Source organism: Adlercreutzia caecimuris B7, from assembly GCF_000403355.2.
In the GTDB taxonomy this organism is placed as follows: Bacteria; Actinomycetota; Coriobacteriia; order Coriobacteriales; family Eggerthellaceae; genus Adlercreutzia; species Adlercreutzia caecimuris.
Genome location: NZ_KE159646.1, coordinates 2,753,457 through 2,780,157, shown reverse-complemented (window position 1 = coordinate 2,780,157; position 26,701 = coordinate 2,753,457). Strand labels below are relative to the sequence as shown.

General features: G+C 63.4%; 19 protein-coding genes. 6 read left to right on the top strand and 13 right to left on the bottom strand.

Translation table 11 applies throughout. From position 1 onward, the window contains the following. Positions 1–37: 37 nt before the first annotated feature. A complete protein-coding gene (locus C811_RS14935) occupies positions 38–1,561 on the bottom strand; it encodes a response regulator transcription factor (protein ID WP_016310538.1) in 1,524 nt (507 codons plus the stop codon). 241 nt (positions 1,562–1,802) lie between these two features. Here C811_RS14935 and C811_RS14930 point away from each other — a divergent pair, with 241 nt between their 5' ends. Both C811_RS14930 and cgr1 read left to right on the top strand, forming a co-directional pair. Further along, positions 1,803–3,509 (top strand): FAD-binding protein, encoded by a 1,707-nt coding sequence (locus tag C811_RS14930; protein ID WP_016310537.1) that lies wholly within the window; start codon positions 1,803–1,805, stop codon positions 3,507–3,509. Positions 3,510–3,534: 25 nt separating this feature from the next. Continuing rightward, positions 3,535–4,254: a cytochrome c-type protein Cgr1 gene (cgr1, locus tag C811_RS14925; protein WP_016310536.1), complete on the top strand. Its 720-nt coding sequence runs from the start codon at positions 3,535–3,537 to the stop codon at positions 4,252–4,254. 324 nt (positions 4,255–4,578) lie between these two features. Here cgr1 and C811_RS14920 read toward each other — a convergent pair whose 3' ends face one another. From C811_RS14920 to arcA, 9 genes are all read right to left on the bottom strand, one after another. After that, a complete protein-coding gene (locus C811_RS14920) occupies positions 4,579–5,928 on the bottom strand; it encodes an MFS transporter (protein ID WP_016310535.1) in 1,350 nt (449 codons plus the stop codon). Between the two features lie 223 nt (positions 5,929–6,151). After that, positions 6,152–7,297, bottom strand: coding sequence for a glycine amidinotransferase (locus C811_RS14915; RefSeq protein ID WP_016310534.1), 1,146 nt, complete (start codon positions 7,295–7,297; stop codon positions 6,152–6,154). A gap of 286 nt (positions 7,298–7,583) precedes the next feature. Then, positions 7,584–8,162, bottom strand: a complete 579-nt coding sequence (locus C811_RS14910) for a TetR/AcrR family transcriptional regulator (RefSeq protein ID WP_016310533.1) — start codon at positions 8,160–8,162, stop codon at positions 7,584–7,586. A gap of 267 nt (positions 8,163–8,429) precedes the next feature. Next, positions 8,430–9,767, bottom strand: a complete 1,338-nt coding sequence (locus C811_RS14905; protein WP_031325540.1) for an MFS transporter — start codon at positions 9,765–9,767, stop codon at positions 8,430–8,432. A 251-nt stretch (positions 9,768–10,018) separates the two neighbouring features. Then, entirely contained in the window at positions 10,019–11,149 is a 1,131-nt protein-coding gene (locus C811_RS14900) for a DMT family transporter (RefSeq protein WP_016310531.1), read from the bottom strand. A gap of 264 nt (positions 11,150–11,413) precedes the next feature. Further along, positions 11,414–12,559: a glycine amidinotransferase gene (locus C811_RS14895; protein ID WP_016310530.1), complete on the bottom strand. Its 1,146-nt coding sequence runs from the start codon at positions 12,557–12,559 to the stop codon at positions 11,414–11,416. Between the two features lie 300 nt (positions 12,560–12,859). Continuing rightward, positions 12,860–13,816 carry a carbamate kinase gene (gene arcC / locus C811_RS14890; RefSeq protein ID WP_016310529.1) on the bottom strand — a complete coding sequence of 319 codons (957 nt, stop codon included), beginning with the start codon at positions 13,814–13,816 and terminating at the stop codon, positions 12,860–12,862. A gap of 206 nt (positions 13,817–14,022) precedes the next feature. Beyond that, positions 14,023–15,021, bottom strand: a complete 999-nt coding sequence (gene argF / locus C811_RS14885) for an ornithine carbamoyltransferase (RefSeq protein WP_016310528.1) — start codon at positions 15,019–15,021, stop codon at positions 14,023–14,025. A gap of 194 nt (positions 15,022–15,215) precedes the next feature. Further along, the gene (gene arcA / locus C811_RS14880; protein ID WP_016310527.1) at positions 15,216–16,439 is read right to left on the bottom strand and encodes an arginine deiminase; all 1,224 of its coding nucleotides are present in this window, start codon (positions 16,437–16,439) and stop codon (positions 15,216–15,218) included. Positions 16,440–17,150: 711 nt separating this feature from the next. Between arcA and C811_RS14875 the strand changes: the two genes are divergently transcribed. Beyond that, complete coding sequence (locus C811_RS14875; protein WP_016310526.1) at positions 17,151–18,803, top strand: amidohydrolase; 1,653 nt, start codon at positions 17,151–17,153, stop codon at positions 18,801–18,803. A gap of 146 nt (positions 18,804–18,949) precedes the next feature. Here the strand turns inward: C811_RS14875 and mazG are convergent, their stop codons facing one another. Next, positions 18,950–19,828, bottom strand: a complete 879-nt coding sequence (gene mazG / locus C811_RS14870) for a nucleoside triphosphate pyrophosphohydrolase (RefSeq protein ID WP_016310525.1) — start codon at positions 19,826–19,828, stop codon at positions 18,950–18,952. Between the two features lie 347 nt (positions 19,829–20,175). Here mazG and mihF point away from each other — a divergent pair, with 347 nt between their 5' ends. The 3 genes from mihF to C811_RS14855 all read left to right on the top strand — a co-directional run bounded on the left by mihF (position 20,176) and on the right by C811_RS14855 (position 22,089). Then, positions 20,176–20,484, top strand: a complete 309-nt coding sequence (gene mihF, locus C811_RS14865; protein WP_016310524.1) for an integration host factor, actinobacterial type — start codon at positions 20,176–20,178, stop codon at positions 20,482–20,484. Between the two features lie 72 nt (positions 20,485–20,556). Continuing rightward, entirely contained in the window at positions 20,557–21,549 is a 993-nt protein-coding gene (locus tag C811_RS14860; protein WP_016310523.1) for a TrmH family RNA methyltransferase, read from the top strand. Positions 21,550–21,654: 105 nt separating this feature from the next. Further along, entirely contained in the window at positions 21,655–22,089 is a 435-nt protein-coding gene (locus tag C811_RS14855) for a hypothetical protein (RefSeq protein WP_022926691.1), read from the top strand. 390 nt (positions 22,090–22,479) lie between these two features. Here the strand turns inward: C811_RS14855 and htpG are convergent, their stop codons facing one another. Together htpG and C811_RS0104250 are read right to left on the bottom strand one after the other, a co-directional pair. Further along, entirely contained in the window at positions 22,480–24,468 is a 1,989-nt protein-coding gene (htpG, locus tag C811_RS14850) for a molecular chaperone HtpG (protein WP_016310521.1), read from the bottom strand. A gap of 392 nt (positions 24,469–24,860) precedes the next feature. Then, a complete protein-coding gene (locus tag C811_RS0104250) occupies positions 24,861–26,696 on the bottom strand; it encodes a response regulator transcription factor (protein WP_016310520.1) in 1,836 nt (611 codons plus the stop codon). Positions 26,697–26,701: the final 5 nt, after the last annotated feature.

The window sequence follows — 26,701 nt, the reverse complement described above, 5'->3', positions numbered from 1 at the left end:
GAGCAGAGCCAGCAAACGCGGCAGAGCTTCTTGCGAGTCAGGAGGTCGATGCGGAACCGGAGGCTTCCACCACATCGATAAGCTCTTGCTGGGAATGCACCCCCAACTTCGCATAGATATTCTTCGTGTGGAACCGCGCAGTGTTCAGCGAGATGACCAACTTCTCTCGGATAACCCCCACCGTGCGTCCCTGGGCAAGCAGTGCAAACACCTCGCTCTCGCGCGGGGTGAGCCCGAAGGCCGCGGCCACCGCATCGCAGCGCGCCGAGACCGAAGCCGACTCCGGCCCATCGGAAGCGACGCCCTCCTCCTGGGGTTTCACCGCGACCACCGCAGGCTCGGGCGCCCGGATGGCGCCGATGGTCTCAGCGAAGCTCACATTCTTCAGCACCAGGAAGCAGAACGTGACAAACACCATGGCGCTGGCAAAGCTCGTCCACACGAGCGCCTCCTCGGTCCAGCCGAGCAGCGCCATGGCGCTGTTGCCGAGCACGGCGCCCGCACCCACCCCCGACCAGTACAGCGCCAGCATGAGTGCCGCCGTGGGCAGCGCCGTCACGCGGTTGCGCCCGGCGATGCTGCCCACGAGCAGCACGAGCAGCAAGTTGAAGCAGGAGGCCCCCGCGTCGATGAGCGTGTTGGAAGCCGAGGCGACGCCTCCCGAGACCAACCGGTCGCTCGGCTGCAGGAACATGCCGGCGATGATGAGCAGCGCGCACAGGGCGAACAGGCCGTCGGCATTCGGCATACGCCGCCGCGCCAGATACACCACGAGGATCACCGCAAGCGGTATGAAGGCCACGGGCAGGGCCGGCGCGTCGTTGAAGGGGCCCGGCAACGCTATCACGAGGCCCTGGGCAACGCTGAACACGAAGATGGTCACGAACAGCAGGTGATTTGCCGGCAGGAACGACTGGGGGTTCGCCACGGCCATCTCGGCCTGGGGCTCGGAGCGCTGGGCCTCCCGCAGCGGACGCGCGACGAGCGGACGCACGCAGATGAAGAGCACCGCGAAGCAGACGGCGTTGGCGGCCACGGCGGCCGTCGGGGCCAGCACGCTCGCCCAGGGCTGCAGCAGATAAGCGCCCAAGCACGCCCCCATAGCCACCACGGGGCGACGCGCCGCCTCCAGCTGCGCGAAAGCTACATAGGCGAGCACGAATAGCCACGCCTCGGCGAGCGAGTCTAAAAGCGACCCCGCCAACAGCAGGCCGGGGCTCGCCCACCGAAATCCGAGACTACCCAAAACAAGGTAGCCGCCCACAGCGCCCAAGGCCACGCCGTTGAACAGGCGCGGGCGCAGGCAACAGGGACAGTAGCGCGCCACCGCCACGAGTGCCATGAGCACCACGACGCCGAAGAGCGTCGCCCATTCGCGCACCCACGGGTCGATGGCCACCAGGCCCGGGTAGATGCTGCCGTTGGTGGCCAAGAAGCTGAACAGAGCACAAGCGATAGCCACGGCCACTCGCACCGACGCTGCCGTTCCCGCGCCGGCGTCCTTCCCCGCCTGTGGGGCGCGGGCCTGCGGCTCTTCTCCCTGATGCACCTCATCTCCCATGAAACCCTCTCCCTCTTCTCGTGCGCTATCCGATAAATCCTACCACGCAGGCCTCCCCCGCGCCCCACATTCTGAATGTGGGATGCCCCTACCCTGCCCATTTTCTCCCCTCGTGCGAAAAACCGCCCCGACGATGTGGGGCGCCCGGACGAGCGTCGCCCTAAGGTATCGGGCAGAGAGATTTCCGCCACGGAGCCGTTCCTACGAAGAAGAGGCGGCTCCTCGAGAAGGAGGGTTCACCATGACCGATTCGTCCGGACTTTCCCGCCGCGGCTTTTTGCAGGCAGGCATGCTGGCCGGAGCCGGGGCGCTTGCCGCCGGCGCGCTGGCTGGCTGCGCACCGCGCGCCCAGGAGGCCCCGCACCCCGAAACCGCCTCGCAGGAGGCCCACACCTATTGGCTCGGCGAGGAGCCCACGGTGGCCGATGCCGACATCGTGGCCACCCGCGACACCGACTTCCTCATCATAGGCGCGGGCAACGCCGGCATGATGGCCGCCGGTACCGCGAGCGACCTCGGGCTCGATTTCATCGTGGCCGAGAAGGGCACGAGCGTGGGCGACACCCGCGAGTACGTGGGCGCCATCAACTCCAAGTACACGCTGGAGGTCGCCGATCCTGTCGACGAGATGAAGGTGCTCAACGAGCTCACGCGCTACGCCTCGGGCCGCGTGGACCAGCGCGTCATCAAGACGTGGCTGAACGAGGGCAAGGAGATGATCGAGTGGATCACCCCCATCATGGAGGCCAACGGCAAGACCCTCGGCGTCACCCCCATGGAAGCCGACCATCCCGCCGGGGGCACCTACTACTTCGCACCCACCATCGAGCACTTCTTCAACCCCACCTACGAGTACCCCATGCGCAACGATATTCTGGAATGGCACATTCAGGAAGCGGGGCATGAGGTCAGCTACAACTATGACCTCGTGAAGCTCGACCACGACGGCAACCGCGTCACCGGCGCCGTGTTCGCCACCCCCGAGGGCCTCGTGCGCGTGAACGCCGCCAAGGGCACGCTGCTGGCCACGGGCGGCTACGCGGCCAACCCCGAGATGATCCGCGCGAACCTGCCACTCGTGCCCGCCTGCTGCACCGCCGCCAGCTACTCGCCGCGCTGCGATGGCTACGGCCTGCGCGCAGGCCTTTGGGCCGGCGGCGTGAAGGACGTGAACGGTGCGCCGGTCATCTTCGACCGCGGCGCCGTGCCCGCCGGCGTGGACTGCGGCTACGTGGTGGACGCCGACGGCCGCGAGCACTTCCCCGCCACCCACTACCAGCTGAACATCGGCAGCCAGCCCTTCCTGAAGGTGAACCGCAAGGGCGAGCGCTTCGTGAACGAGAGCCTGCCCTACGACACCCTCTGCAACGCTGCGAGCTATCAGCCCGGCGGCGTGTGGTGTCAGATCTTCGACGGAAACGCCGTGGACGACATCCTGCGCTTCGGCACCACGGGGTGCGCCGCCTACACCACCGCCTTTATGCAGATGGGCATGCCGCTCGACGACTTCATTGCCATGGACGGGGGCACCGGCCTCATGCAGAAGGCCGATTCCTTGGATGAGCTGGCCGGCCTGCTCGGTTTCGAAGGCGAGGCCAAGCAGCAGCTCATGGACACCATCGCCCACTACAACGACATCGTGGAATCGGGCGTGGACACCGACTACGGCAAGGAGCCCCACCGCCTCTCGAAAATCATCGAGCCGCCCTTCTACGGCTGCTGGTTCGGCGGCGCCCTGCTCACCACGCTGGACGGCCTGCGCATCAACGAGGACATGCAGGTACTTACCGCCGACGGCTCGGTGATCGAGGGACTCTACGCCGCCGGTGACGTGTCTGGCTGCTTCTACTCCGACAACTACCCCGAGTACATCGTCGCCTGCGCCTGCGGCCGCACCTGCACCGAGGGCCGTCATGTGGCCCGCTTGCTGGCCGGCGACCTCGCCTAGCCCAACCGCTGAAAGGAGCGATATCATGAGCGAAGAGAAGAATTCCGCGGCGGCTCCCGTCGAGCACGACCCCGTCATCGCCGGCACGTCCGAGGCCGCCGGCGCCCCCTCTCCCAAGCGTCGGAGACGCCGCGCGGCCGTGGTGGCGGCCGTGGTAGTGGCCACCCTCGTGGTGGCTGGCGCCGGTATGTGGGTCTGGCACGAACAGCCCAACTTCTGCGGCGCCATCTGCCACACCCCCATGGACAGCTACTTGGCCACCTACGAGGCCGACCTGAACAGCCCCGCTACCGACAAGTGGGGCAACGAGGTGGCAGACCCGCACACCATGCTCGCCGCCTACCACGGCAAGCTCGGCGACGACTGCATGGACTGCCACGTGCCCACCTTAAGCGAGCAGATCGGCGAGGGCGCCGCGTGGCTTACCGGCAACTACGGCTTTCCCCTCGTCGAACGCACGGCCAGCGAGCTCACCGAGGCATCGGGTCGCCAGGCCGACGAGCTGTGCCTGAACGAGAGCTGCCACAACCTCACCCGCGACGACCTCTACGAGCTTACGGCCGACATGGGCACCTACAACCCCCACTGGGCCCACCACGAGGAGCTGGAATGCACCACCTGTCACAAGGCCCATCGCGCCTCGGTCATGTACTGCACCCAGTGCCACGCCCAGGCCGAAGTGCCCGAGGGCTGGCTGTCCATGGCCGAGTCCAACAACCTCCCCGGCGTGAAGGCCGTCGAGTAACCCCTTCCCCGAACCGGGAAGCAATCGCCGAACAGTCCTCCGCCAAAGGCCTCCTTCCTTCCATTCCATGAGAAAAGCCCCACCCGGGGCTTTTCTCATGCCACGCATTACCAGCGCATGAGACCGATGCACGGCTCGCCTCCCGCAAGCAAGCGTTTCAGAGCTGCAGGCCTCGCAGCCTTCCCCTGCGGCGCACTAGCCATCCCCGCGGCCCGTCGGTCATCCCGTACACAAAGGGACCCCGCAATGCGGGGCCCCTTGCCAGCCAGCCAGTCTCGCATAACCACGGTACCGCAGGCTTTCTCGCCAACGGCACCGAAAAGCCTACCTCACGTCGTCGAGCTTCTTGCCGGAATGATCGTGGGTCATGAGCATGGCGACAAGCGCGATAACCGCGATGGCCACCATGTACCAGGCCGGAGCGATGGCATTGCCCGTCACATCGATCAACCAGAACGAGATGAACGAGGCCGAGCCGCCGAAGATGGCGTTGGCCAAGTTGAAGCTGAGCGCGAAACCGGAATAGCGCACGTCGGTCGGGAACGTCTCGGTCAGGTAGCTGGCCAGTGTGCCGTCGTTGATAGTCAGCACCAGGCACATCACCAGCTCCACTACAAGAATCACACCGAAATTCATCGTGCCGAGCAACATGAAGGCCGGCACTGTGAGCACGATGAAGCCCACGCAGGCGCCGACGAGCATCTTCTTACGCCCGAACTTGTCGGAAATGCGTCCGGACAGGAAGATGAAGGCAATGTAGACGATCAGCACGATGGTGGTGATGATAGAAGCCTCGCTCGCCGGGTAGTTCAGCGTCGTCTCCAGGTAGTTCGGCAGGTAGGTGAGCACGGCGTAGAAGCCCACGGCGTTCAGTACGCAGGCACCGAAGGAGATGATCAGCACCTTGAAGTGCTTCTTGAACAGGGTACGGATGGGGTGCTCCACCTTCTCGCCCATTTCCTTCATGCGGTCCTGCATCTGGGCGTACACCGGGGAATCCTCCAGATGCGTGCGGATGTAGTGGGTAATATAGCCCAGCGGCAGTGCCAGCCAGAACGGAATGCGCCAGCCCCAGTCCACCACGAAGGCAGAATCGGCGCCCCACACCGAGAACATGAACGTGGCCAGAAGCGACCCGACCAACAGGCCCGTGGCCGTGGAGGCCGGCACCATGGAGCAATAGAAGCCTCGATGATTGTGCGGGGCGTACTCCGCAATAAACGTGGCCGCACCGGCGTACTCGCCAGCCGCCGAGAACGACTGCACCATGCGCAGCAGCAACAGCAGCAAAGGCGCGCCTACGCCCAGCACGGCATAGCCCGGCAGGCAGCCAATGAGGAACGTAGCGCCGCTCCTGAGCAGGATAGACACCGACAGTGCCCACTTGCGGCCCTTCTTGTCGCCCATGTTGCCCCAAAAGATTGCGCCGATCGGGCGCACGAGGAACGAGAGGGCGAACACGCCGAAGGTCATCATGACGGCCACCGTGTGGTCATCGTCGGGGAAGAACACCAGCGCGATAACAGTGGCAAGGTAGGAATAGCTCGCGTAGTCGAACCACTCGATGAAGTTACCGAGGAAGGAAGACCCCGTCACCTTGCGCAGAACGACATGCTTCTCCGCCTCGGTAGCCTCGGCGTAGGTGGTGCTCTTCACGGGGGTTGCGTTACTCATGGGAATCACCCGCCCCTTCGGGTGTCAAGCAGAAAGCGGTCATGGCTTCTCCTTTCAATAATGCCCTGACTTAGCTTTACACCTTACCACATCAGGACTTTTGTGCAGACGAGAATAGCTAATTACTCATGTGCACAATTTTCTGAGAAGCTTCCGGGCGAAAAAAAGGAACCCGCCGAAGCGGGTTCCTTGCAAACGCTCTCGCGCAGAGGTGATGCGAAACTTACTTCCACATCTCGGGGCGCACGAGGGTGGGATCCTCGACGCGGTTCGGGAAGTAGTCGAGGCACTCGCCCTCGCGGTAGACGTCGGCGGTGGAGCAGTGCAGGCCGCCGCCGAACGGGTAGGCGTCGCGCAGGTCGCAGGGGATGACGTTCATGCCCAGCTTGTCCATCTGCTCCTGCTGGTGCACCTCGGAGGCCTCCACGATGACGGTCTTCGGGTCGAGGACCAGGCAGTTCATGGACAGCCACACGGAGGAGTAGCACAGCGCCGGCGGCTCGGTGTGGGCCGGGTCGGCGGCCTCGACGATCTGCCAGTCGTTGGCCTCGAAGATGGCGCGCTGCGGCTCGGGCAGCGGGCGGTGCGGGTTGTTGATGATCAGGCCCGGGCGCAGCGGCACGAAGGTCGCGTCGATGTGGATCGGGTAGGGGTCGCCCGGGAAGTTCACGGCGTGCACGCGGAACTCGGGGTAGTAGCGCTGGAACCAGTCCATGGCGGCGCGGTTGGTGGTCAGGCCGTGCTGGATGAACAGGTCCTTGCCCATGCGCATCACGTCGGCGGCGTCCCACATGGGCTCCACCTCGGTGGTCACGAAGTCCTTGGCGGCGGTGCGCTCGAGGCGCTCCTCCAGCGAGATCTTCTCGTCGTAGTAGTTGTGCTTGTAGGAGCGGTCGGTCAGGCGCGGGCGGGGGGCCTGGGTCCACTTGAAGTCGGGGTCCTGCTCGAAGTACATCTCCATGAGGGGCCAGTAGGCCAGGTACTCGTAGTAGCGGCAGCGGAAGGAGTTGGCGGCGGCCATGATCTCGTTGCCGATGGTCAGCAGGATGTCGCGCGGGGGCATGCAGGTCATCATGGAGTCGTTGCGGAAGTCCGGCGTGCCGATGGCCTGGTTCCACTGCAGCGGGGTCGGGCGGTCGACGACGACGCCGCGGTCCTCGAGGATCTTCACGAGGTTCTCGAGGCACTCGTTGCCGCGGGCAACGGTATCAGAAGGGCGCAGGCCCCACATGCCGCGCATCTCGGAGTCAACGGGCACCTTCTCGGAGGTGGCGGGCTCCTCCGGCGGGATGACGGAGTTGTCGCAGCGGCCGACGATGACGCGCTTCAGCGGATCCCAGTCGTTCCAAGAGCTGACGATCTTTGCCATAAATGTGCTCCTATCTCTCTAGTAGCAAAATGCGCCTCGTTTTCGAGACGCATTCGTTATACCATTTTTTGCACGTGCACAAAAGCCTTTTACCGATATATTCAGTCAAATATGAGAAAAAAACTTAGACAACTTGTCAATACCTGATATGGAGGTCGTCAACTCATCTCGCGCATCCAGGATATTGCCGAGAATGCGCCCCCTATCATCCCCCTATGCACAACGAGAGCCCGTGCAGCACGCGAGCCCTCAGCCGTTCTCACTTCTTCGCTTTAGTACAGCTCAGCTAGCCATTGATGGCCGCCTCCAAAAGCCCCCGCACGATTTCGCGCACATCGTAACCCTCGGAAATGGCCTTCACCGCGCCTCCGTCCACAAGTGCGCCGATGATCGACGGAGCCAGGGGCACGCCCGCGCGCACGAGAATGCGGTTCACCGCCGCATCCAGCGCCTCGCGGCCCTTGCGATAGGCCTCGGTCACCACCGGCGCCTCAGACGCCGCAATGAGCTGCGCGTAGTGTGCCGGCATAGAGACGGTGTCGTCGGGCAGGCAGGCTCCCAGCAGGAGCTCGACCACCCGCTCGCGGCACTCCTCCGTTGACAGGGAATCGGCCGCCTGGGCCACCTTCTCGGCGCGGGCAATCCACAACTCGATGTTGTAGCAACCGGCCTCGTAGAGCAGGTCGGTCACGGAATCAAAGTAGTAACCCACCGACGACGAAGCGGCACCGGCCCATTCCGCCACTTTGCGATAGGTGACCGCCTCCGGCCCTCGCTCGCGCAACAACGCGGCCGCAGCCAGCACCAACGAGGTTCGAGTGATCTGGGCTTTCAGGGACTTGGGTTTGGCCAATGGCTTGGTCATAGCAGTCTCTTTTCAAATAGTTGGCGTTTGTGCAACTTTAACAGAAATGCAACAGCATTGTAAGCCCTGATGAAGCTATATTTTCCGAAATATTGAAGTAAACTCCCAGTCAATTCTTCATTGTTCATCTGCACAACGAAAAGCGCCCGAGCGGCCCTCCCCTGCCGCCCGGGCGCTCACCCGAGGCAAGCACCGTCGATATTACGGCTGCTTCGGGGAAACAGCCTGGTCAAAGCCGGTGCTTCAGCACTTCGAGAAGATTCTTTCCTATTCGATGTCGGTCAGCTTCTTCTTGGAGTTGTCGTGGGTCATGCACATGGCAACAAGCGCCACCACGGAGATGACCACCATGTACCACGCCGGCGCGATGGGGTTACCCGTCGCCTGAATCAGCGCGATGGAGATGAACGATGCCGAGCCGCCGAAGATGGCGTTGGCGAAGTTGAAGCTCAGCGCGAAACCGGAATAGCGCACCTCGGTGGGGAACGTCTCGGACAGATAGCTCGAGAGCGTACCGTCGTTGATAGTAAGCAGCAGGCACATGAACAGCTCGGCGATCAGAATGACCGCGAAGTTCATCGTGTTCAGCAGATAGAATGCCGGCACCGTGAAGATCACGAAGCCCACCGACGCGATGATGAGCATCTTCTTGCGGCCGAAGTGGTCGGAGATCTTACCGGAGAAGAAGATGAACGCCACGTAGGCCACCAGGCAGATAGTGGTGATGAGCGACGAGGCACCCGCATCGTAGCCCACGGTGTCCTGCAGGTAGTTCGGCAGGTAGGTGAGCACAGCGTAGAAGCCCACGGCGTTCAGCATGCAGGCGCCGAACGAGATGATGAGCGGGCGCAGGTACTTGGTCAGCAGCAGCTTGATGGGCTGGTCGTCGGACTCGCCCTTGGCCTCCAGTTTGTCCTGCATCTCCTGGTACACCGGCGAGTCGGACACGCGGGTACGGATGTAGTGCGTGATGATGCCGAGCGGACCGGCCAAAAGGAACGGAATGCGCCAGCCCCACTCAGTCACGAAGGCCGAGTCGTGGCCGAAATTCACGAACATGAGCGTCGCCAGGGTGGAGCCCACGAGCAGGCCCACGGCCGTGGAGGCGGGCACGAGCGAGCAGTACAGACCGCGGTGGTTGGCCGGGGCGTACTCGGCCAAAAACGTGGCAGCACCGGCGTACTCGCCGGAAGCGGAGAAGGACTGCACCATGCGCAGGGCAAGCAGCAGCACGGGGGCCAGAATGCCCACCGCCTCGTAGGTCGGCAAAAGGCCGATGACGAAGGTGGCGGCCGACATCATGAGAATGGAGGTGGCCAGGGCCCACTTACGACCCTTCTTATCGCCCATGTGGCCCCAGAAGAACGCGCCCACCGGACGCATGAGGAACGACAGCGCAAACACGCCGAAGGTCTCCAGCAGGGCCACCGTCGGGTCGCCCGGCGGCATCAGCACCAGCGCGATAACTGTCGCGAAGTACGAGTAGCTCGCATAGTCGAACCACTCGATGAAGTTGCCGAGGAAGGAAGATACCGCCACACGGCGCAGCGTCGCGTGCTCGTCTTCCTCGCTATGGATCGCAGTCACTGTGTCACTAGATGCCATGGAAATCACCCAGATCCTTCCCAAACCCCTTTTTGCTTTGCGTGGTTCTCACGAGAACCATCCCCTTTCAGACAGAGAGGTCCGCACCTCTGCTCTCACAGATATGCGGACCTCCGTTTCCTTGCACTCGCTCGCACTCCTCCTGTTAGGAGTCTCTGTAGTGCCAGCCAGCACCTTTACACGTTTTGAAAAGCCGTGAATCGCTTTGGTTCACCCGCGGGCTTGCGGGCAGATCGGCGAAAACCCCAGCCTTACGGCAGATCCTGGGTCTCCACTTCGGCCTGGTTCTCGGCCTGAACGCTCTCGAGCGTCTTCTGGTCGACCGAGCCTGTGCCCTTGCGGGCGAGCATGGCCTTCACCGTGGGGAAGGCGCCGCCGCCGCAGATGAGCAGCACGCCAAGCCAGCTGTTGATGGTCATCGGCTCCGCGAAGATCACGATGCCGATGAAGATGGCCACGGGCACCTCCCAGTAGGCGATGGTGCCGTAGTCCATAGCCGGCAGGTTGCGGCCGGCCACGAGCAGGGTGCCCAGGGCGATGGGGCCGCAGATGATCCACAGGAGCACCGCACCGATCCAGTTGAAGGTGGTGAAGTGGACGGACAGCGCCCAGTTCTCCATGCCGGGCTGGCTGCCCAGCGAGTTCAGGATGATGGTGATGATGCCCGCGCCCAGCACGGCAAAGATGAAGTTCCACACGCCGCGGGCGGTGGTGTCGGCATCCTTGCGGTAGCCGTTGAAGAACATGGACAGGCCATAGAACAGACCGGACAGAAGACCGAAGGCGTCGCCCACACCCTTCTGCGGGAACTCGGGCGTCGAGGTCTCGAGGTTGAAGTCGAGGCCGAATGCCTGGCCGCCCACGCCGAAGCCGAGCAGGCCCTCGCCGAACAGCATGCCGATGAACACGATCAGCAGGCAGACCCACTGCAGGGCGCTCATGGGCTCCTTGCGGAAGATACGGGCGCACAGCACACAGATCACCGGACCGGTGTAGATGAACATAACGGCATTGGCCACGGTGGTCAGCAGCGTGGACGTCACGTAGCAGGCCAGCGACATGCCGATCATCAGGCCGCCGAGTGCAATGGCGGGGGTGAGCTTCAGTTCCTTGAACGTCTGCACCTTCTTGGTGGCAAACAGCAAGATAACGAAGAACAGCACGCCCATGCCCATGCGGCCGCAGGCCATAAGTGCGCCGATGGAGTCACCGGCAGCAAGGCCCTCGGTTCCGTCGAACATGTTGACGCGCGTGGCCCAACGCGAGAACAGCGGCACCAAGCCCATGCCCGTCGCCGAGATGAGCATGAAGATGAGGCCCTTGGCATAGTTCATCTGGAAGCCGTTGCCCTCGCCTTGAGGAGCGATTTTATCCTGAGCCATACTTCCCTCCTTTTTCTTTCCCTCTGAGGTGAATGAGAATGTAGGTCGGGGCGCCGACGCATGATCGGCACCACCTTTTCGTGCCTCGATTGCCCTTAACGAGGTACGAAAAAAGGGGAACAGGCCGCCGCATGGTGCGTTGAAACCTGTTCCCCTTTCTTTCTAGCTTTCCGTCAGGCAGCTGCCCTTAGCTGCATTCCGGCGGAACGTTGCGCTCTCAAGCCGCATGTCGCATCTGAGAGCAGTTGACAAACGTCGTAGTGCTTACTTCCACATCTCGGGGCGCACGAGGGTGGGATCCTCGACGCGGTTCGGGAAGTAGTCGAGGCACTCGCCCTCGCGGTAGACGTCGGCGGTGGAGCAGTGCAGGCCGCCGCCGAACGGGTAGGCGTCGCGCAGGTCGCAGGGGATGACGTTCATGCCCAGCTTGTCCATCTGCTCCTGCTGGTGCACCTCGGAGGCCTCCACGATGACGGTCTTCGGGTCGAGGACCAGGCAGTTCATGGACAGCCACACGGAGGAGTAGCACAGCGCCGGCGGCTCGGTGTGGGCCGGGTCGGCGGCCTCGACGATCTGCCAGTCGTTGGCCTCGAAGATGGCGCGCTGCGGCTCGGGCAGCGGGCGGTGCGGGTTGTTGATGATCAGGCCCGGGCGCAGCGGCACGAAGGTCGCGTCGATGTGGATCGGGTAGGGGTCGCCCGGGAAGTTCACGGCGTGCACGCGGAACTCGGGGTAGTAGCGCTGGAACCAGTCCATGGCGGCGCGGTTGGTGGTCAGGCCGTGCTGGATGAACAGGTCCTTGCCCATGCGCATCACGTCGGCGGCGTCCCACATGGGCTCCACCTCGGTGGTCACGAAGTCCTTGGCGGCGGTGCGCTCGAGGCGCTCCTCCAGCGAGATCTTCTCGTCGTAGTAGTTGTGCTTGTAGGAGCGGTCGGTCAGGCGCGGGCGGGGGGCCTGGGTCCACTTGAAGTCGGGGTCCTGCTCGAAGTACATCTCCATGAGGGGCCAGTAGGCCAGGTACTCGAAGTAGCGGCAGCGGAAGGAGTTGGCGGCGGCCATGATCTCGTTGCCGATGGTCAGCAGGATGTCGCGCGGGGGCATGCAGGTCATCATGGAGTCGTTGCGGAAGTCCGGCGTGCCGATGGCCTGGTTCCACTGCAGCGGGGTCGGGCGGTCGACGACGACGCCGCGGTCCTCGAGGATCTTCACGAGGTTCTCGAGGCACTCGTTGCCGCGCTCGACGGTCTCGAGCGGGCGCAGGCCCCACATGCCGCGCATCTCGGAGTCAACGGGCACCTTCTCGGAGGTGGCGGGCTCCTCCGGCGGGATGACGGAGTTGTCGCAGCGGCCGACGATGACGCGCTTCAGCGGATCCCAGTCGTTCCAAGAGCTGACGATCTTTGCCATGGTTCATTCCTTTCTTGAGCATGCCTTAACCATGCTCGCGACGATGAGGAATAGGATGAATCGGCAAAGCCAGAAAAGTGATCGGACTGTCTTTGCCGATGTCGATAATATAGCACCATTTTTGTTCACCTGCAACAAAAAACTTCCCAGTTTGGAAGATATTTTCTTGTTGACTCGTTGTGCATGCGAATCAAACGAAAAAGCGCGTCTTCCACCCTCGCGGAAGACGCGCTTTGCATTGAAATTTAATTCATTATAGAGGGGGTCACACCTTCGGCGCAACCCCCTATTTCGAGCAACTTAATCGGCGACGATGACGGTGCCGGTCTCGCCGCGCAGGCCGGCGGCCGCGCACTCCAGCGAGGTGATGAGCGCCTTGCCCTCGGGGAACTTCTCCACGTACTCGATGCAGGCCTCCACCTTCGGCAGCATGCTCCCGGGGGCGAACTGGCCCTGCCCGATGTACTCGCGGGCCTGGGAGACGGTCATCTCGGAGATCTGCTCCTGCTCGGGGGTGTTGAAGTTGATGCACACCTTCTCGACGGCGGTGAGGATCACCAGCATGTCGGCGCCCAGCTCGGAGGCCATGAGGGCGCTGGAGCGGTCCTTGTCGATGACGGCCGGGGTGCCCACGTAGCCGCCCTCGGTCTCGAACACCGGCACGCCGCCGCCGCCGGTGGACACGACGATGTAGCCGCCGTCCACGAGATCCTTGACGGCGTCGAACTCGACGATGCGCTTGGGGATGGGGCTGGCCACCACCTGGCGCCAGCCGCGGCCGGCGTCCTCCTTCACCGTGATGCCCATGGCCTCGGCCTTGGCCTTGGCGGTCTCCTCGTCCATGAACGCGCCCACCGGCTTGGTGGGGTTCTGGAACGCCGGGTCGTCGGCGTCCACCACGGTCTGGGTCACGACGCAGGCCGTGGAGCGGGGGATCTCGCGGGACTTCACGTCGTTCAGGATGGCCTGGGACAGCTGGTAGCCGATGTAGCCCTGGCTCATGGCGCCGGCCTCGGGGAAGGGCATGTCCGGGGTCTTGTCGTCGTGGGCCGCGGCGTAGGCGAACGCGTTGTTGATCATGCCGACCTGGGGGCCGTTGCCGTGGGACACGACGACGTTGGTGCCCTCCTCGATCATGTCGACGATGTGCTTGGCGGTGTTCTGCACGAGCTCGAGCTGCTCCTGCGGAGTGTTGCCCAGGGCGTTGCCGCCCAGGGCGATGACGACGGTCTTGCCGTTGCCCTTTTCGTAAGCCATTTACTTCACCTCAATCGTTTCGATGAACCGCGTGCCAGCCATAGGTTGCATGTAAGTGAGGCGAGACAGCGGTTACAAGATACATGGAACATGCAACGGATTCGGTTCTACGGTGACACCACTTCGGGCATCGTCCCGTATGACGTCCGTTGGCAAACAGTAAGGAAGGGAACGGGCCGCACAGGCCCGTTCCCCGCTTAAGCGATTTAGCCGCAGAGGGTGGCGTACATGACGGCCTTGATGGTGTGCATGCGGTTCTCGGCCTCGTCGAAGACCTTGGACTGCTTCGACTCGAACACCTCGTCCTCCACTTCCATCTCGGTCACGCCGAAGCGCTCGGCGATGTCGGCACCGATGGTGGTGTTGGTGTCGTGGAAGGCCGGCAGGCAGTGCAGGAAGATGGCCTCGGGGTCAGCCATGGCCATGACCTCCTTGGTCACGCGGAACTTCTCGAGGTGCTTGATGCGCTCGGCCCACACCTCGTCGGGCTCGCCCATGGACACCCACACGTCGGTGTAGATGACATGAGCACCGGTGCAAGCCTCGGCCACGTCGTCGGTGCACTTCACGGTGCAGCCGTTCTCGGCGGCGATGGCGGTGCAGGTCTCGATGAGCTCGGCGTCGGGCATGTTCTCCTTCGGGCCGCAGGCCACGAAGTTCATGCCGAGCTTGGAGCACACGACCATGAGCGAGCGGGCCACGTTGTTGGCGGCGTCGCCCATGAACACGAGGGTCTTGCCCTTGATGTCGTAGTTGAAGTTCTCCTGCACGGTCAGGATGTCGGCGAGCATCTGGGTGGGATGCCACTCGGTGGTCAGGCCGTTCCACACCGGCACGCCGGCGTTGGCAGCCAGATCCTCAACGTCGGTCTGGGCGAAGCCGCGGAACTCGATGCCGTCGTAGAAGCGGCCGAGCACGCGGGCGGTGTCCTCGATGGACTCCTTCTTGCCCATCTGGGAGGAGCCGGGATCCAGGTAGGTCACGCCCATGCCGAGGTCCATGGCGCCCACCTCGAAGGCGCAGCGGGTGCGCGTGGAGGTCTTCTGGAACAGGAGCACGATGTTCTTGCCCTCCAGGTAGCGGTGCGGGGTGCCGGTGCGCTTGAGGTCCTTGAAGTTCTTGGAGAGCTTCAGCAGGTAGTCGATCTCCTCGGTGGAGAAGTCCAGGAGGCGCAGGAACGGGCGACCGCTGAGATTGATAGGCATGTTGTTTCCTTTCCCTAGAAAAGAGTGAAAGTTATATCGCGCGGGCCCCCTGGGAACCAGGGGAACCCACGCGTCTTTTTCGGCCCAGCGCTGGCTGGCTAGACTGGGCCGGAAAAGCCGTTACAGGATGCGCCCGAGGGCGCGGGTGCACCGGACGCTGGCGCCGGCGCGGAGTGCGCAGCTGCACGCTAAGCCTACAGGGCCTCGCGCCAGGCCGGCATGGACATGCAGCGCGGGCCGCCGCGGCCGCGGGAGAGCTCCGCGGACGGCATCTCCAGGCAGTTGATGCCGTTCTTGTACAGCACGTCGTTGGTGACGTTGTTGCGCTGGTACACCACCACGGTGCCGGGGCGGACGCACAGCGTGTTGCTTCCGTCGTTCCACTGCTCGCGCTCCGCGGCGATGCGGTCGCCGCCGCCGCAGGGGATCAGCTGCACGGGCTGGCCGACGTACTCGGTCAGGATGGACTCCAGGTCCTCGTCGCGCTCGCGGATCTTGGTGCCGCCCTTGCCGTCGGGGGTGATCTCGAAGACCGTCAGCGGGCCCATGATGCCGGGGTGGATGGTGAACTTGTCGTAGTCGATCTGGGTGAACACCGTGTCCAGGTGCATCATGGCGCGGTTGTTCGGAATGTTGAACGCCAGGATGGTGTCGATGGAGGAGGTCTCATCGTTGAACACGTTATGGGCGATGGCGTCGATGGCATCGGGCTCGGTGCGCTGGGAGATGCCGATGGCCAGCACGTGGTCGTTGATGTTCAGGATGTCGCCGCCCTCGATGTGGAAGGTGTCGTTGCGATCGTAGTAGGTCGGGGTGCCGGCGAAGTCCGGATGATAGCGGAAGATGTAGTCGCCGTAGATGGTCTCGCGGTTGCGGGTGTGGGCGTACATGCGGTTGATGGACACGCCGTTGCCGATCATCGCGAACGGGTCGCGGGTGAAGTACAGGTTCGGCATGGGGGCGCACACGAGTTTGCAGCGGTCGGACACCATGTCCACCAAGAGGTGGGTGTCGGAACCGGGCAGCTCCTGAAGGTTGATGCCCGCCATGGTCTTCATGACCATGTCCTTGGTGCCGGCGTACTCGGAATTGATGTAATCCTTGATGATGTTCTTGTAGATATCGGTGCGGATGCCCGCCTCGTAAATCCACTGGTCGAGGAACTGCTCGCGCAGCTCGGGGTTGCCGTCGATAACCTCGGCCATGAGATCCTCGAGGTACACCACCTCGGTGCCCTCGTTACGCAGGATGTCGGCGAACGCGTCGTGCTCGGCCTGAGCAACTTCCAAGAACGGGATATCGTCGAACAGCAGCTCCTCCAGCGTGTTCGGGGTGAGGTTGAGAAGCTCGTCTCCGGGGCGATGGAGGATAACCTTCTTGAGGTTGCCGATCTCGCTCTTGACGTTTACTCCTTGCATGTGACTCTCCAATCCGGCGCGTTGCTGCGCACCATCATAGTTGAGAAGCTGCGGGCAGCCGCCCCCAGCCCATCGCGGTCGGCGCGGTGGATGCACCCAATGTCGCAGAAACGCCTGAGGATAAAAGAGGTAAAGCGGTAGTAGATGAGGGTATAACTTGTAATTAAGCCCCTGTCACGCCTTCTACACCTCGTTTAAACGCCCCTTAGAACATTTCCCCCTGCCCCAGGTCAAGTCATGAAACCCGAAGCAGAACGATCGGATAACTTCCCTTGCGCATTGTCGACTCCGCTCGACCCCTTTAATACCCTTGGCCGATATTGCTTTCGCCGACGGGTTCAAAGTACCATCATTTTTGTTCACATGCAATAAAAAATTCCCAATCCCTTATTTATTCAATCAGATTCCACGATTGGAGCTGTCCGAAGATTGAGGCTCAACCATGCGGACGCTATAACAGGTGAACGGCAACTAGAGTTCAATATATTCCCAGTTAAACTTTATTTCCAAATCTATATATAGCAAAAATGCGACTAGTTATTGACAAAAAGGGACTTTACGACAACAGGTTATTCAAATCGGGCATTTTTTCTGCGACTCTTCCTTTTTCCCAGTCCAGCATGAAAAAAGTAGTAGTGCACGTGAACAATTTTTAGGAAGCGCGTATACTGCACAGCGAAGAGAACGCGATGGAAGGAAGCGTGATCGTCTATGGAAAACCCTGTCAAACCCGCTGATCTAATCTTGACGAGCCGTGCCGTCTTTACAGGCGCCCAAGACGCCCCGCGTCCCAGTGCGGTAGCGCTGCACGGCGACCGCATTGTGTGGGTTGGGCCCGCCGAGACGCTTCCCGACGGCCTGCGCGGCCCCGACACCACCGTGGAAGACCTCGGTGACGCACTTATCATGCCAGGTTTCCACGACGCTCACATGCACGTGTTCCATTCCGCCCTGTACCTCTCCCCCCTGGCCGAGCGCTTCGTGGGCGACAACGAGGCCGACGCCGTGGCGCGGCTCGCCCCCCTTGCGGCACGGCGCCCCTCAGGATCGTGGCTGCTCGCCCAGGGCTGGCGCGACTACCTGTGGAACCCAGCCGGTATGCCGAGCCGAGCATCGCTTGACGCCGCCTACCCCGACCGGCCGGTGGCCATGTACTCGGGAGACGCCCATACCCTGTGGCTGAACTCCTGCGCCCTTGCACGGCTCGGCATTACCGAGGAATCGCTGCCCCCCGCTGGTGGCAGCTACGACAAGGACGACGAGGGCCGACTGACCGGCATCGTGCGCGAGGCGGCAGCCATGGAGCTCATGCCGCGCATCGTAGACGAGTTCACCCGCGAGGAGCTGCTGGACGCCTACCGCTCTTTCGAGGCCTACTGCAACGAGCACGGTATTACCGGCATCTGCGACGTATCGCTCATGGCCATGCCGGGGCTCGACTTCGTGCGCGACGACCTGTATGCCGACCTGGAAGCCGCTGACGAGCTGACCGTGCGCGTGTCGCTGTTCCCCACCCTTCTGGAAGACCGCGGGCGCCTGACGGCCCTGCGCGAGCGCTGCCGCGGGCCCCTTGTGGCCGCCTGCGGATTCAAGCAGTTCTTCGACGGCGTGTCGAGCCAGCACACCGCCTGGGTACGCGAGCCCTACACGAACGCGCGCTTTCAGGGCGACTGCGGGCGCCCTACGGTGGATGCCGAGGTCATGGAGGGCCTCGTGGCGCCGGCCGCAGCCGAAGGATCGCCCGTGCGCATCCACGCCATCGGCGACGAGGCCATCCACCGCTGCATCGACATCTTCGAGCGACACCCTGTGGCCGACGACGGAGGCGATGGGGTGCGGCCCCGCCACACTATCGAGCATTTGGAGAACTTCCAACCCGCAGACATTGCCCGGTTGGCCGCGGCCGGCATCGTGGCCAGCGTGCAGCCGCGCCACATCACTTTGGATCCGGGGGGCCCCGAACGTGATCTGGGACCTGCGCGCGTACCCTACATGTGGCCTTTCCGCAGCCTGCTAGACGCCGGAGCCGTGCTGGCCTTCGGCACCGACTCCCCCGTCACCGACATCGACCCCATCGACGCGGTATACACCGCCGTCACCCGCCGCGACGCCGACAGCCACGAACCCGAGGGCGGCTGGCTGCCCGCCGAGCGCATCACGCTCGCAGAGGCCCTGCGCGCCTACACCGCCGGCAGCGCGGTAGCCGCCCAACGCGCACACGAGCTGGGCACGCTGGAGCCGGGCAAGCTCGCCGATATCGTGGTTCTGGAGCCGAACCCCTTCGCCTTGGCCCCCGAGAATCTGCAGCAGGCCCGGGTGCAAGCCACCTACGTGGGCGGCCGCAAGGTGTACGAGCGCCCGTAGACGGCACGGGACGCGCCCGTTCAGCGATGACCGCCGCGCCGTCCCATCCTCTTTGGCGGCGCTTCCCGCCCCATCGGTTTCGCCAAGGGGGGCAGTCTTACCGGGTAAGGCTGCCCCCTGCTTCGCCGGGGCATCGAGGGGCCGTCCTATCCTTCCAGGGCCTTGGACATCTGCCAGAGCTCTTCCATCTCCTCCATTGAGAGGTCTTCCACACGGCGTCCCTGCCCGGCGGCGGCGCCCTCCATGAAAGCCCAGCGCGTGCGGAACTTCCCACAGGTGGCGCGCAGGGCCTCCTCAGCCTGCACGCCCATCTTGCGGGCCACGTTCACCAGGCTGAACAGCACATCCCCCGTCTCCAGCTCCACCGCAGCCAGAGCAGCCGGGTTCTCGGCTCCGTCTACCTTGCCGTTGGGAGACTTGGGCGCGGCCCCGTAGGCGGCCTTCAGCTCCGCTATCTCCTCGTCTACCTTGGCCCACACATCGTCAACCATTTCCCACTCGAAGCCGGCCGACGCCGCCTTACGCGAGATTTTCTGGGCCTGCTTGAGCGCGGGGAAGCTCTTCGGCACACCGTCGAGCAAGCCCGCAGGCGCCGCATCAGCTGCAGCGTCGGCAGCCTCTTTCTCAGCCATCTTGATCTGATCCCACACGTCGAGCACCTCGTTGGCATCGCCCGCCGTCATTTCCCCGAACACGTGGGGATGCCTCCGCACGATCTTCTCGTTCACCACCCGGCACACATCGTCGATGGTGAACTCGCCCGCATCGGCGGCAATCTGAGACTGCAGCACTACCTGGAGCAGCACGTCGCCCAGCTCTTCCAGCATATGGGGCGTATCGTCCGCCTCGATGGCATCAACCGCCTCGTAGGCTTCCTCCACCATGTTGCCCGCAATGCTTCGATGGGTCTGCTCCTTGTCCCATGGGCAGCCATCCGGTGCCCGCAGCGCCTCGATGGTGGCAACGAACTCATCAAAGGCGGGGTGCGGCACGGCTTCCACCTCGGCAACGAACTTCTCGGTCATGGAGCATCCTTTCTGGGAGGTTTTTCGCGCCATTATAGCGCGCCGTATCGACGGAGCGCCGCCAAAACGCCGGGCACCAAGCGGCCCGCGCTACCCGAAATAATTGTGGCCCTACGATGTAAAGCGAAGCCATTTCGTCACCAAATCCCCATTTCGCGACCGTATTAGAGTGAAAAATGGGAAGAAAAGGCGACTTTACCGAGAAAAGGGGTGTACAAGCGGGGCTTTTCCATTATTATCATCTACGCTAAAAGCGAGGAACGCTGACACTGCCCCCTGCAATGTCAGCGTTCCTCGAGTGAATGCCCTGGTAAAGAGCTAGGGCAACGAGAAGAAAGAGATGTGATATGCCCGCACCTACTATGACCCCCGAGCAGCGCGCCGCCGCCCTCGAGAAGGCCCGCGTCGTCCGCGCCAAGCGCTCCGAGATCACCAACAAGCTCTCGATGGGTCTGACCACCCCGGCCGAGGTTCTCGACCAGGTCAGCGATCCGGTTATCGGCCGCATGAAGGTCAAGGCCTTCGTGAACGCCCTGCCCGGCTTCGGTAAGGTGAAGACTGAGAAGCTCATGGAGGAGCTGGGCATTCCGGCCGAGCGCCGTCTGCAGGGTCTGGGCTCCAACCAGATGCAGGCTCTGAAGGACGCTCTGGCCTAACCTTTCGCCAAAGGCAAGCTTTCCCGTGCCCGTCTATAATGGACGGGCACTTTTGTTTTGGAAGGAACCGTCATGCCCCTTATATATGTAAGCTCGCTCGACGATGCGCGGCTGGACGCTTACGCACGGCTGACCGAGGCGCAGCTGCGCAGCAAGCTGGAGCCGGAGCGCGCACTGTTCATCGCGGAGTCGGAGAAGGTAATCGAGCGGGCTTTCGAGGGCGGCATGGAGCCGATTTCGCTGCTCATGGAGGAGAAGTGGCTGGCGGCTATGGGCCCGCTCATCGCGCAGATGGAAGAACGCCGCCGCGCAACAGCATATGCACCCGCCCGCCCGGCCACTAGCGCGCTTGCCTCGCAAAGCACGGCCGGGACATCCCTCGCGCATCTGCTCGACGACCCCGATAGCCTGCCGGTGTTCATAGCGCCTCGCGATGAGCTCGCGCGCCTCACGGGCTTCGAGTTGACCCGCGGGGCCTTGGGCGCCTTCCGTCGCCCCGCGTTGCCGAGCGTGGCCGACGTACTGGAAGGGGCGCGACTCGTGGCCGTGCTGGAGGACATCACGAACCACACCAACGTCGGGGCCATCTTCCGCAGCGCCGCGGCCATGGGGGTCGATGCCGTGCTCGCGAGCCCCGCCTGTTACGATCCGCTGTACCGCCGGGCCGTGCGCGTGTCCATGGGCACGGTGTTCCAGGTGCCGTGGACGCGTATCGGCGAGCTGGATGTGCCTAACCACCCCGGCGAGGGCACCTGGAGCGCCGAGGGAATCGATCAGCTGCACGAACTGGGCTTCACCTGCGCTGCCATGGCCCTGTCCGATGATTCGATCACCCCCGATGAGCTTGCGGGGCTGCTGACCGAGCGAGAAACGGCTACGGGCACGCCCGCGAAGCTGGCGCTCTTGTTCGGCACCGAGGGCGAGGGGCTCGCTCCGGCCACTATCGACCGTTGCGACTACACCGTGCGCATCCCCATGGCCCACGGCGTGGATTCCCTGAACGTGGCGGCATCGAGCGCTGTGGCCTTCTACGCCTTCCGTCATTTGAGCCAGCTGGGGAGGTAGCCCGTGAACGAGCCCCGCTCCCCTCGCTCCGCTGCCTCCGTGCAAGGCAATGCAGCCGCCCAAGGCAGCGCGGACAAGCCGCCCCGACGGAAACCCCCAACCTCCATGGTCGTCGCCACATGGGCCGTGCGCGCGTGCTTTGCCTTCGTGTTCGTCGTAAACGTGCAGTGCGCCCTGGGGTTCACGCTCATGCCCGAAGCCTATATGGGCGCCTACGAGCTGGCCGGCGTGCCGGGGCGCGTGGCCGCCCAGGGCATTGGCGTGGCCTTCCTCATGTGGAACTGCACCTATCCGCTGGTCATTTGGAAGCCACAACGGCATACTACACTCGCAGGCGTGGTACTGGCCCAGCAAGTCGTCGGGCTTATCGGCGAGTCCGCTATCCGCGCCACCCTGCCCGCCGGTCACGATTTGCTTGCCAGCAGCATCGACCTGTTCATCGCCTTCGATGCCGCGGGGCTTCTGCTCATGGGCGTCTCGCTTGCCGTGTTTCTCTTCACAAGGAATTTGCGCGGCAAACGCCGCGAGATAGACTCCTGAGTTGAGCCGCAGGCATGTTTCTGAGCGGCCATATCCAACCCTGCCCCTTCTGAACAGGCGTTTCTTGAATAGCCGTTGAAATCATCGCGCCGCATGAGCCGCCTGACATCTATTTCGCGGAGTTTACTGCACAGAATTAGCTCTTTCAGACGCAAAGGAGCCGCACCGACGCGGGGCGGCGAAGAAAGGCGCCGCAGGGGAGGCGAAGCGCAGGGAAAGGACCGGAAGCGCAAAAAAGGGCGGCGGAGGCGGAAGCGCAAGGGCCGAGGCGCGAAGGCCGAGGAACAGGGGCCGAGGCGCAAAAGAGGAGCGGCCCGCCCAACGAAAAGGGGCCGCGTCGCGGCCCCTTCGAGAGAATTCCCCGTACTCGTCGGCGTCTGTCGGCCACACCTACTTCATCAGCTCGGCTACGGCCTGGGCGAAGGCGAGCGGGTTGTCGGGCATGATGCCCTCCACGAGCAGGGCCTGATCGAACAGCAGACCCGCATAGGTGCGCACCTTGCCGTCGTCGCCGGCCTCGTGGGCCGCTTGCAGGGTGGCGAACACCGGGTGCTTGGCGTTCACTTCCAGCACCAGGTGCAGATCGGGCAGGTCATCAGCACCAGGCTGGCTCTTGAGCACCTGCACCATGGCCAGCGACACCCCGCCCTCGCTGGTGACCACAGCCGGGGCATCGGTGAGCCGGGTTGACACCACGACGCGCTCCACCTTGCCCTGCAGAGCCTCGCCCATGGCCGCGAACAGCTCGGCGTTGCTCTCGGTAGCCTCTTCGGCCTCCTTCTTCTCCTCCTCGGTGGTAAGCCCCAAATCCTCGGCACCTACGTTCTTGATGAAGTAGGGCTGCTTGTTCTCGTCGTCGCCGTCCACGGCGTGCTCGCCGTAGGTGCCCATGGCCATCATGCAGAACTCGTCCACGTCGGCATCGCACAGCAGCACGTCGTAGCCCTTGGCAAGCACCGTGGTCACGAGCGGCATGCTTGCCAGGCGCTCGCGGGAATCGCCGGCGGCGTAGAAGATGGCATCGGAGCCGGTCGGCGCATCAGCCAGGTACTCGTCCAGGGTGACCATCTTCTGCTGCTTGGCAGAGTAGAACAGCAGCAGGTCGGCCAGGGTGTCCTTGGCCATGCCGTAACTCTGGTAGATGCCGAACTTCAGGGTGCGGCCGAACTGCTCGAAGAAGCGCTCGTAGGCCTCGCGGTCATCGTCGCGCATGCTCGCCAGGTCAGCCTTGATCTTCTTCTCGAGGCGCCGGGCGATGGCGCGCAGCTGGCCGTTGTGCTGCAACGTCTCGCGAGAGATGTTCAACGTGAGATCGGAGGAGTCCACCACGCCGCGCACGAAGCCGAAGTAGTCGGGCAGCAGTTCCTCGCACTTGTCCATGATGAGCACGTTGGCCGAGTATAGGGCCAGGCCGCGCTGGTAGTCCTTCGAGTACATATCCCACGGCGCGCGAGAAGGCACGAACATGAGCGCATCGTAGTTGAGCGAGCCCTCCGCATGCACCGAGATGGTGCGCGCCGGATCCTCGAAGTCATGGAAGTCGGTCTTGTAGAACTCGTTGTATTCCTCTTGGCTGACCTCGGACTTTTTGCGCTTCCAAATGGGAATCATGGAGTTGATGGTCTCCACCTCGGTGTAGCTCTCCCACGTCGGCGCGGAAGGCTGCTCGCCCTCCGCCGGCTCGGGGGCCTCTACCTTGCGGCTCTTCGTTACCTCCATCTTGATGGGGTAGCGCACGTAGTTGCTGTAGCGCTTGATGAGCTGGATGAGCCCGTGCTCGGTGGCGAAGGTGCCGAAGGACTCCTCGTCGGTGTCGTCCTTCAGGTACACGATGACGTCGGTGCCGTGCTCGGCGCGCTCGGCCGGCTTGATGTCGTAGCCGTCGACACCGTTGGACTCCCAGGCCCAGGCCTCATCCGACCCGATGGCACGGGAGACGACGCGCACCTTCTTGCCCACCATGAAGGCGGAGTAGAAGCCCACGCCGAACTGACCGATGATGTCCACGTCGGTGAGATCGCCGAGCCCCTTGGCCTCGCCGGGCTCGCTTTCGGCGGCAGCTTCCGCCTGGGCGGCCTTGAACTCGAAGGAATCGGAATGGGCGATGGTGCCGAGATTGCGATCGAGCTCGTCTTTGGTCATGCCGATGCCGTTGTCGGACACGGTGACCGTGCGGACTTCGGAATCGTAGCCCACAGTAATGGCCAAGTCATCGCGGCCCACGGCCACATCCGGATCGGTGAGGCTGCGGAAGTAGAGCTTATCCACGGCGTCCGAGGCGTTGGAGATAAGCTCGCGCAGGAAGATCTCGCGGTTGGTGTAGATGGAGTTGATCATGAGGTCGAGCAGTTTCTTGCTCTCGGTCTTGAACTTGCGCATCGGGCATTCCTTCTTTCCTACGAGTGGGAGCGCATACCGCCTCAGTGTAGGCCGCGCACGGGCAAGATCTCGCGGTGCTCAAGCGCTGAAAGGCAGTCGTTGACCTGCGGCGACATCCACGTTAGCAGTCTCCCGTTACGAGTGCTAATAGCACATTCTACGCAGAAGGAAACCTAAGTCAACCCCTATCAAGTTTTTCCTACGTTTGGAAAGAGTCGCCACGGCTCAACCGACGGAAATGCGAACTGGGCAAACGGGAAACCGCGCCGCTTACACCGCTGCCTCATCCCGCATGCAGAGATAGGCGAGCATCATACCCTTCTCATCGGCAACAGGAATAAGGCTTTGGCAGCATTGCCCGAGGCCAGTTACCCAAGCAATTGACAAGCCGGTTACTCCTCGCGATCGAGAAGCTCCTGGAGCTCTTGGCGGGAGTGGACGTCGGCCTTCACATAGATATGGCGGATGTGGGACTTCGCCGTGTTGAAGGAGATAGTGAGGCTCTGGGCGATGTACTCGATGGAGCGGCCGCGCACGAGCAGGTCGAACACGTCGCGCTCGCGGGGCGAGAGCCCGTAGCGCTCCGCCGCCGCATCGCAGCGCAGCTGGTAGCGGCCGGGGCGACGCGGCTGGTCGATGCCGTCCCCTTGCTCCTCCCCTGCAGCGCGCTCGCTTCCGTCCGAGACAGCGCCGCCAGGGCAGCCGCTTGCATAGCCCCGAGAGCCCTGCGCGTCGTCGCACCCCGTCTCAGACCCCTCCGAAGCATGGGGGGTGCCTTCGAGCGGGTAGTTTTCGGAAGCGAGCACGCCTGTTCCCAAATGCGCGGCCCCTCGCCCGGCGCCGACTGGAACGCTCCCGCCTTCGCCGCGGGCTCCACCGACGCGCAGGGCATCCCCGATGAGCCGATCGTTCAACACAAGCATCGAAACTACGAGCAAGGCAAACACCATGGCTACCGAGATGACCTCCAGCGACAGGCTGCCGTCGCCCTGGCTGCGCACGATCTCCAAGCCGCCCATCCAGCCGATAGTTGTACCGAGAGCCGAAGCTCCGCGCCCAAGACCGAACACCAGAATAGAAGACAGGCCCGACGAGTAGCCCACATAGGCAAGCAGGCACCAGATGACGAGCACGAAGCAGTTGTAGGCCACGGTGACGAACTGGCTGCCGAACCCGTTGCCACCCAACAGCGGCGTCACGAGGATGCCGGCGGCCACAGCGATGATGATGGGATAGTACAGGCGACTCACATCGAATTGACGGCGCATGAGGCCCACTATGGCGAACAGGACCGCAGCGACCATGCCCGTGCTGAAGATGACAAGCGAGCCCTCGTCATTGAGGGCGGCGATAGACGAGTGGGGCACCGCGAAGCCGCGGGAAACGCCCACGACGACGGAGAAGACCGCCACCGCTATGAGCAGGCGAACGAAGAACCCCTTGAGCACCCGCGGACCCTCGGGCCGCATTGCAGATCCGATGCCCGCATACTCGGGATTCGTCAACGTGGACAGCACGGCAAGCGCGGGGAGCGCGGCCGTGAACCCCACCCCCACAGGATCGGGAAGCCCCACGGCGACGAAATAGATCATCATGGCGAAGACGAAGGAGGCTGCCGTGTACATGGTCGCCTCGCGGGCCGGCACCTTCGCGTAAATCACACCGAATCGCAGCACGATTGCCGACGTGCCGATGCCGGTCAGCGCCGCGCTGGCGATGAGGAGGGGGTTGCCCTCGACGCCCAAACTCGACGAGGCATACGTGCCCACCGTAGCCAGCCCCACCACCACGGCGATGATGCCCAAGGCACCATTGCTCGCCACCACCCTGCGGGCGGCATCGCGAGCGAGGGCCAGCGCGATGAGCGACAGGCCCAGGGCCAGCGTGGACACCAGATAGGTGAGCGACAGGGTGTCGGGCGGCAAATCGTAGGCTGCCGCGGGAGACACGAGCACGTTGCTGTTGTAGGAGACCCAAATCCAGGCGTAGTAGAAGCCGAAGCCCACAAGTTTGAACGCGGGCCATTGCTCCTCGACAGCCATGCCGAGGCGCGTCGGCGCGAGTTCGCCGCTCGAGGCGAAAGCCTCCTGATTATCGCTGAACCGTTTGAACATCTGCCCTCTCAACGACCGGCGGCGGGCAGACCGCCCGGCCGCAACCGTACCCGAGTGGGCGCCCGTTGAGCGCTCCTCCCACGGCTCCCATTGTATACCCTCGACGGCTGCCACAGCCC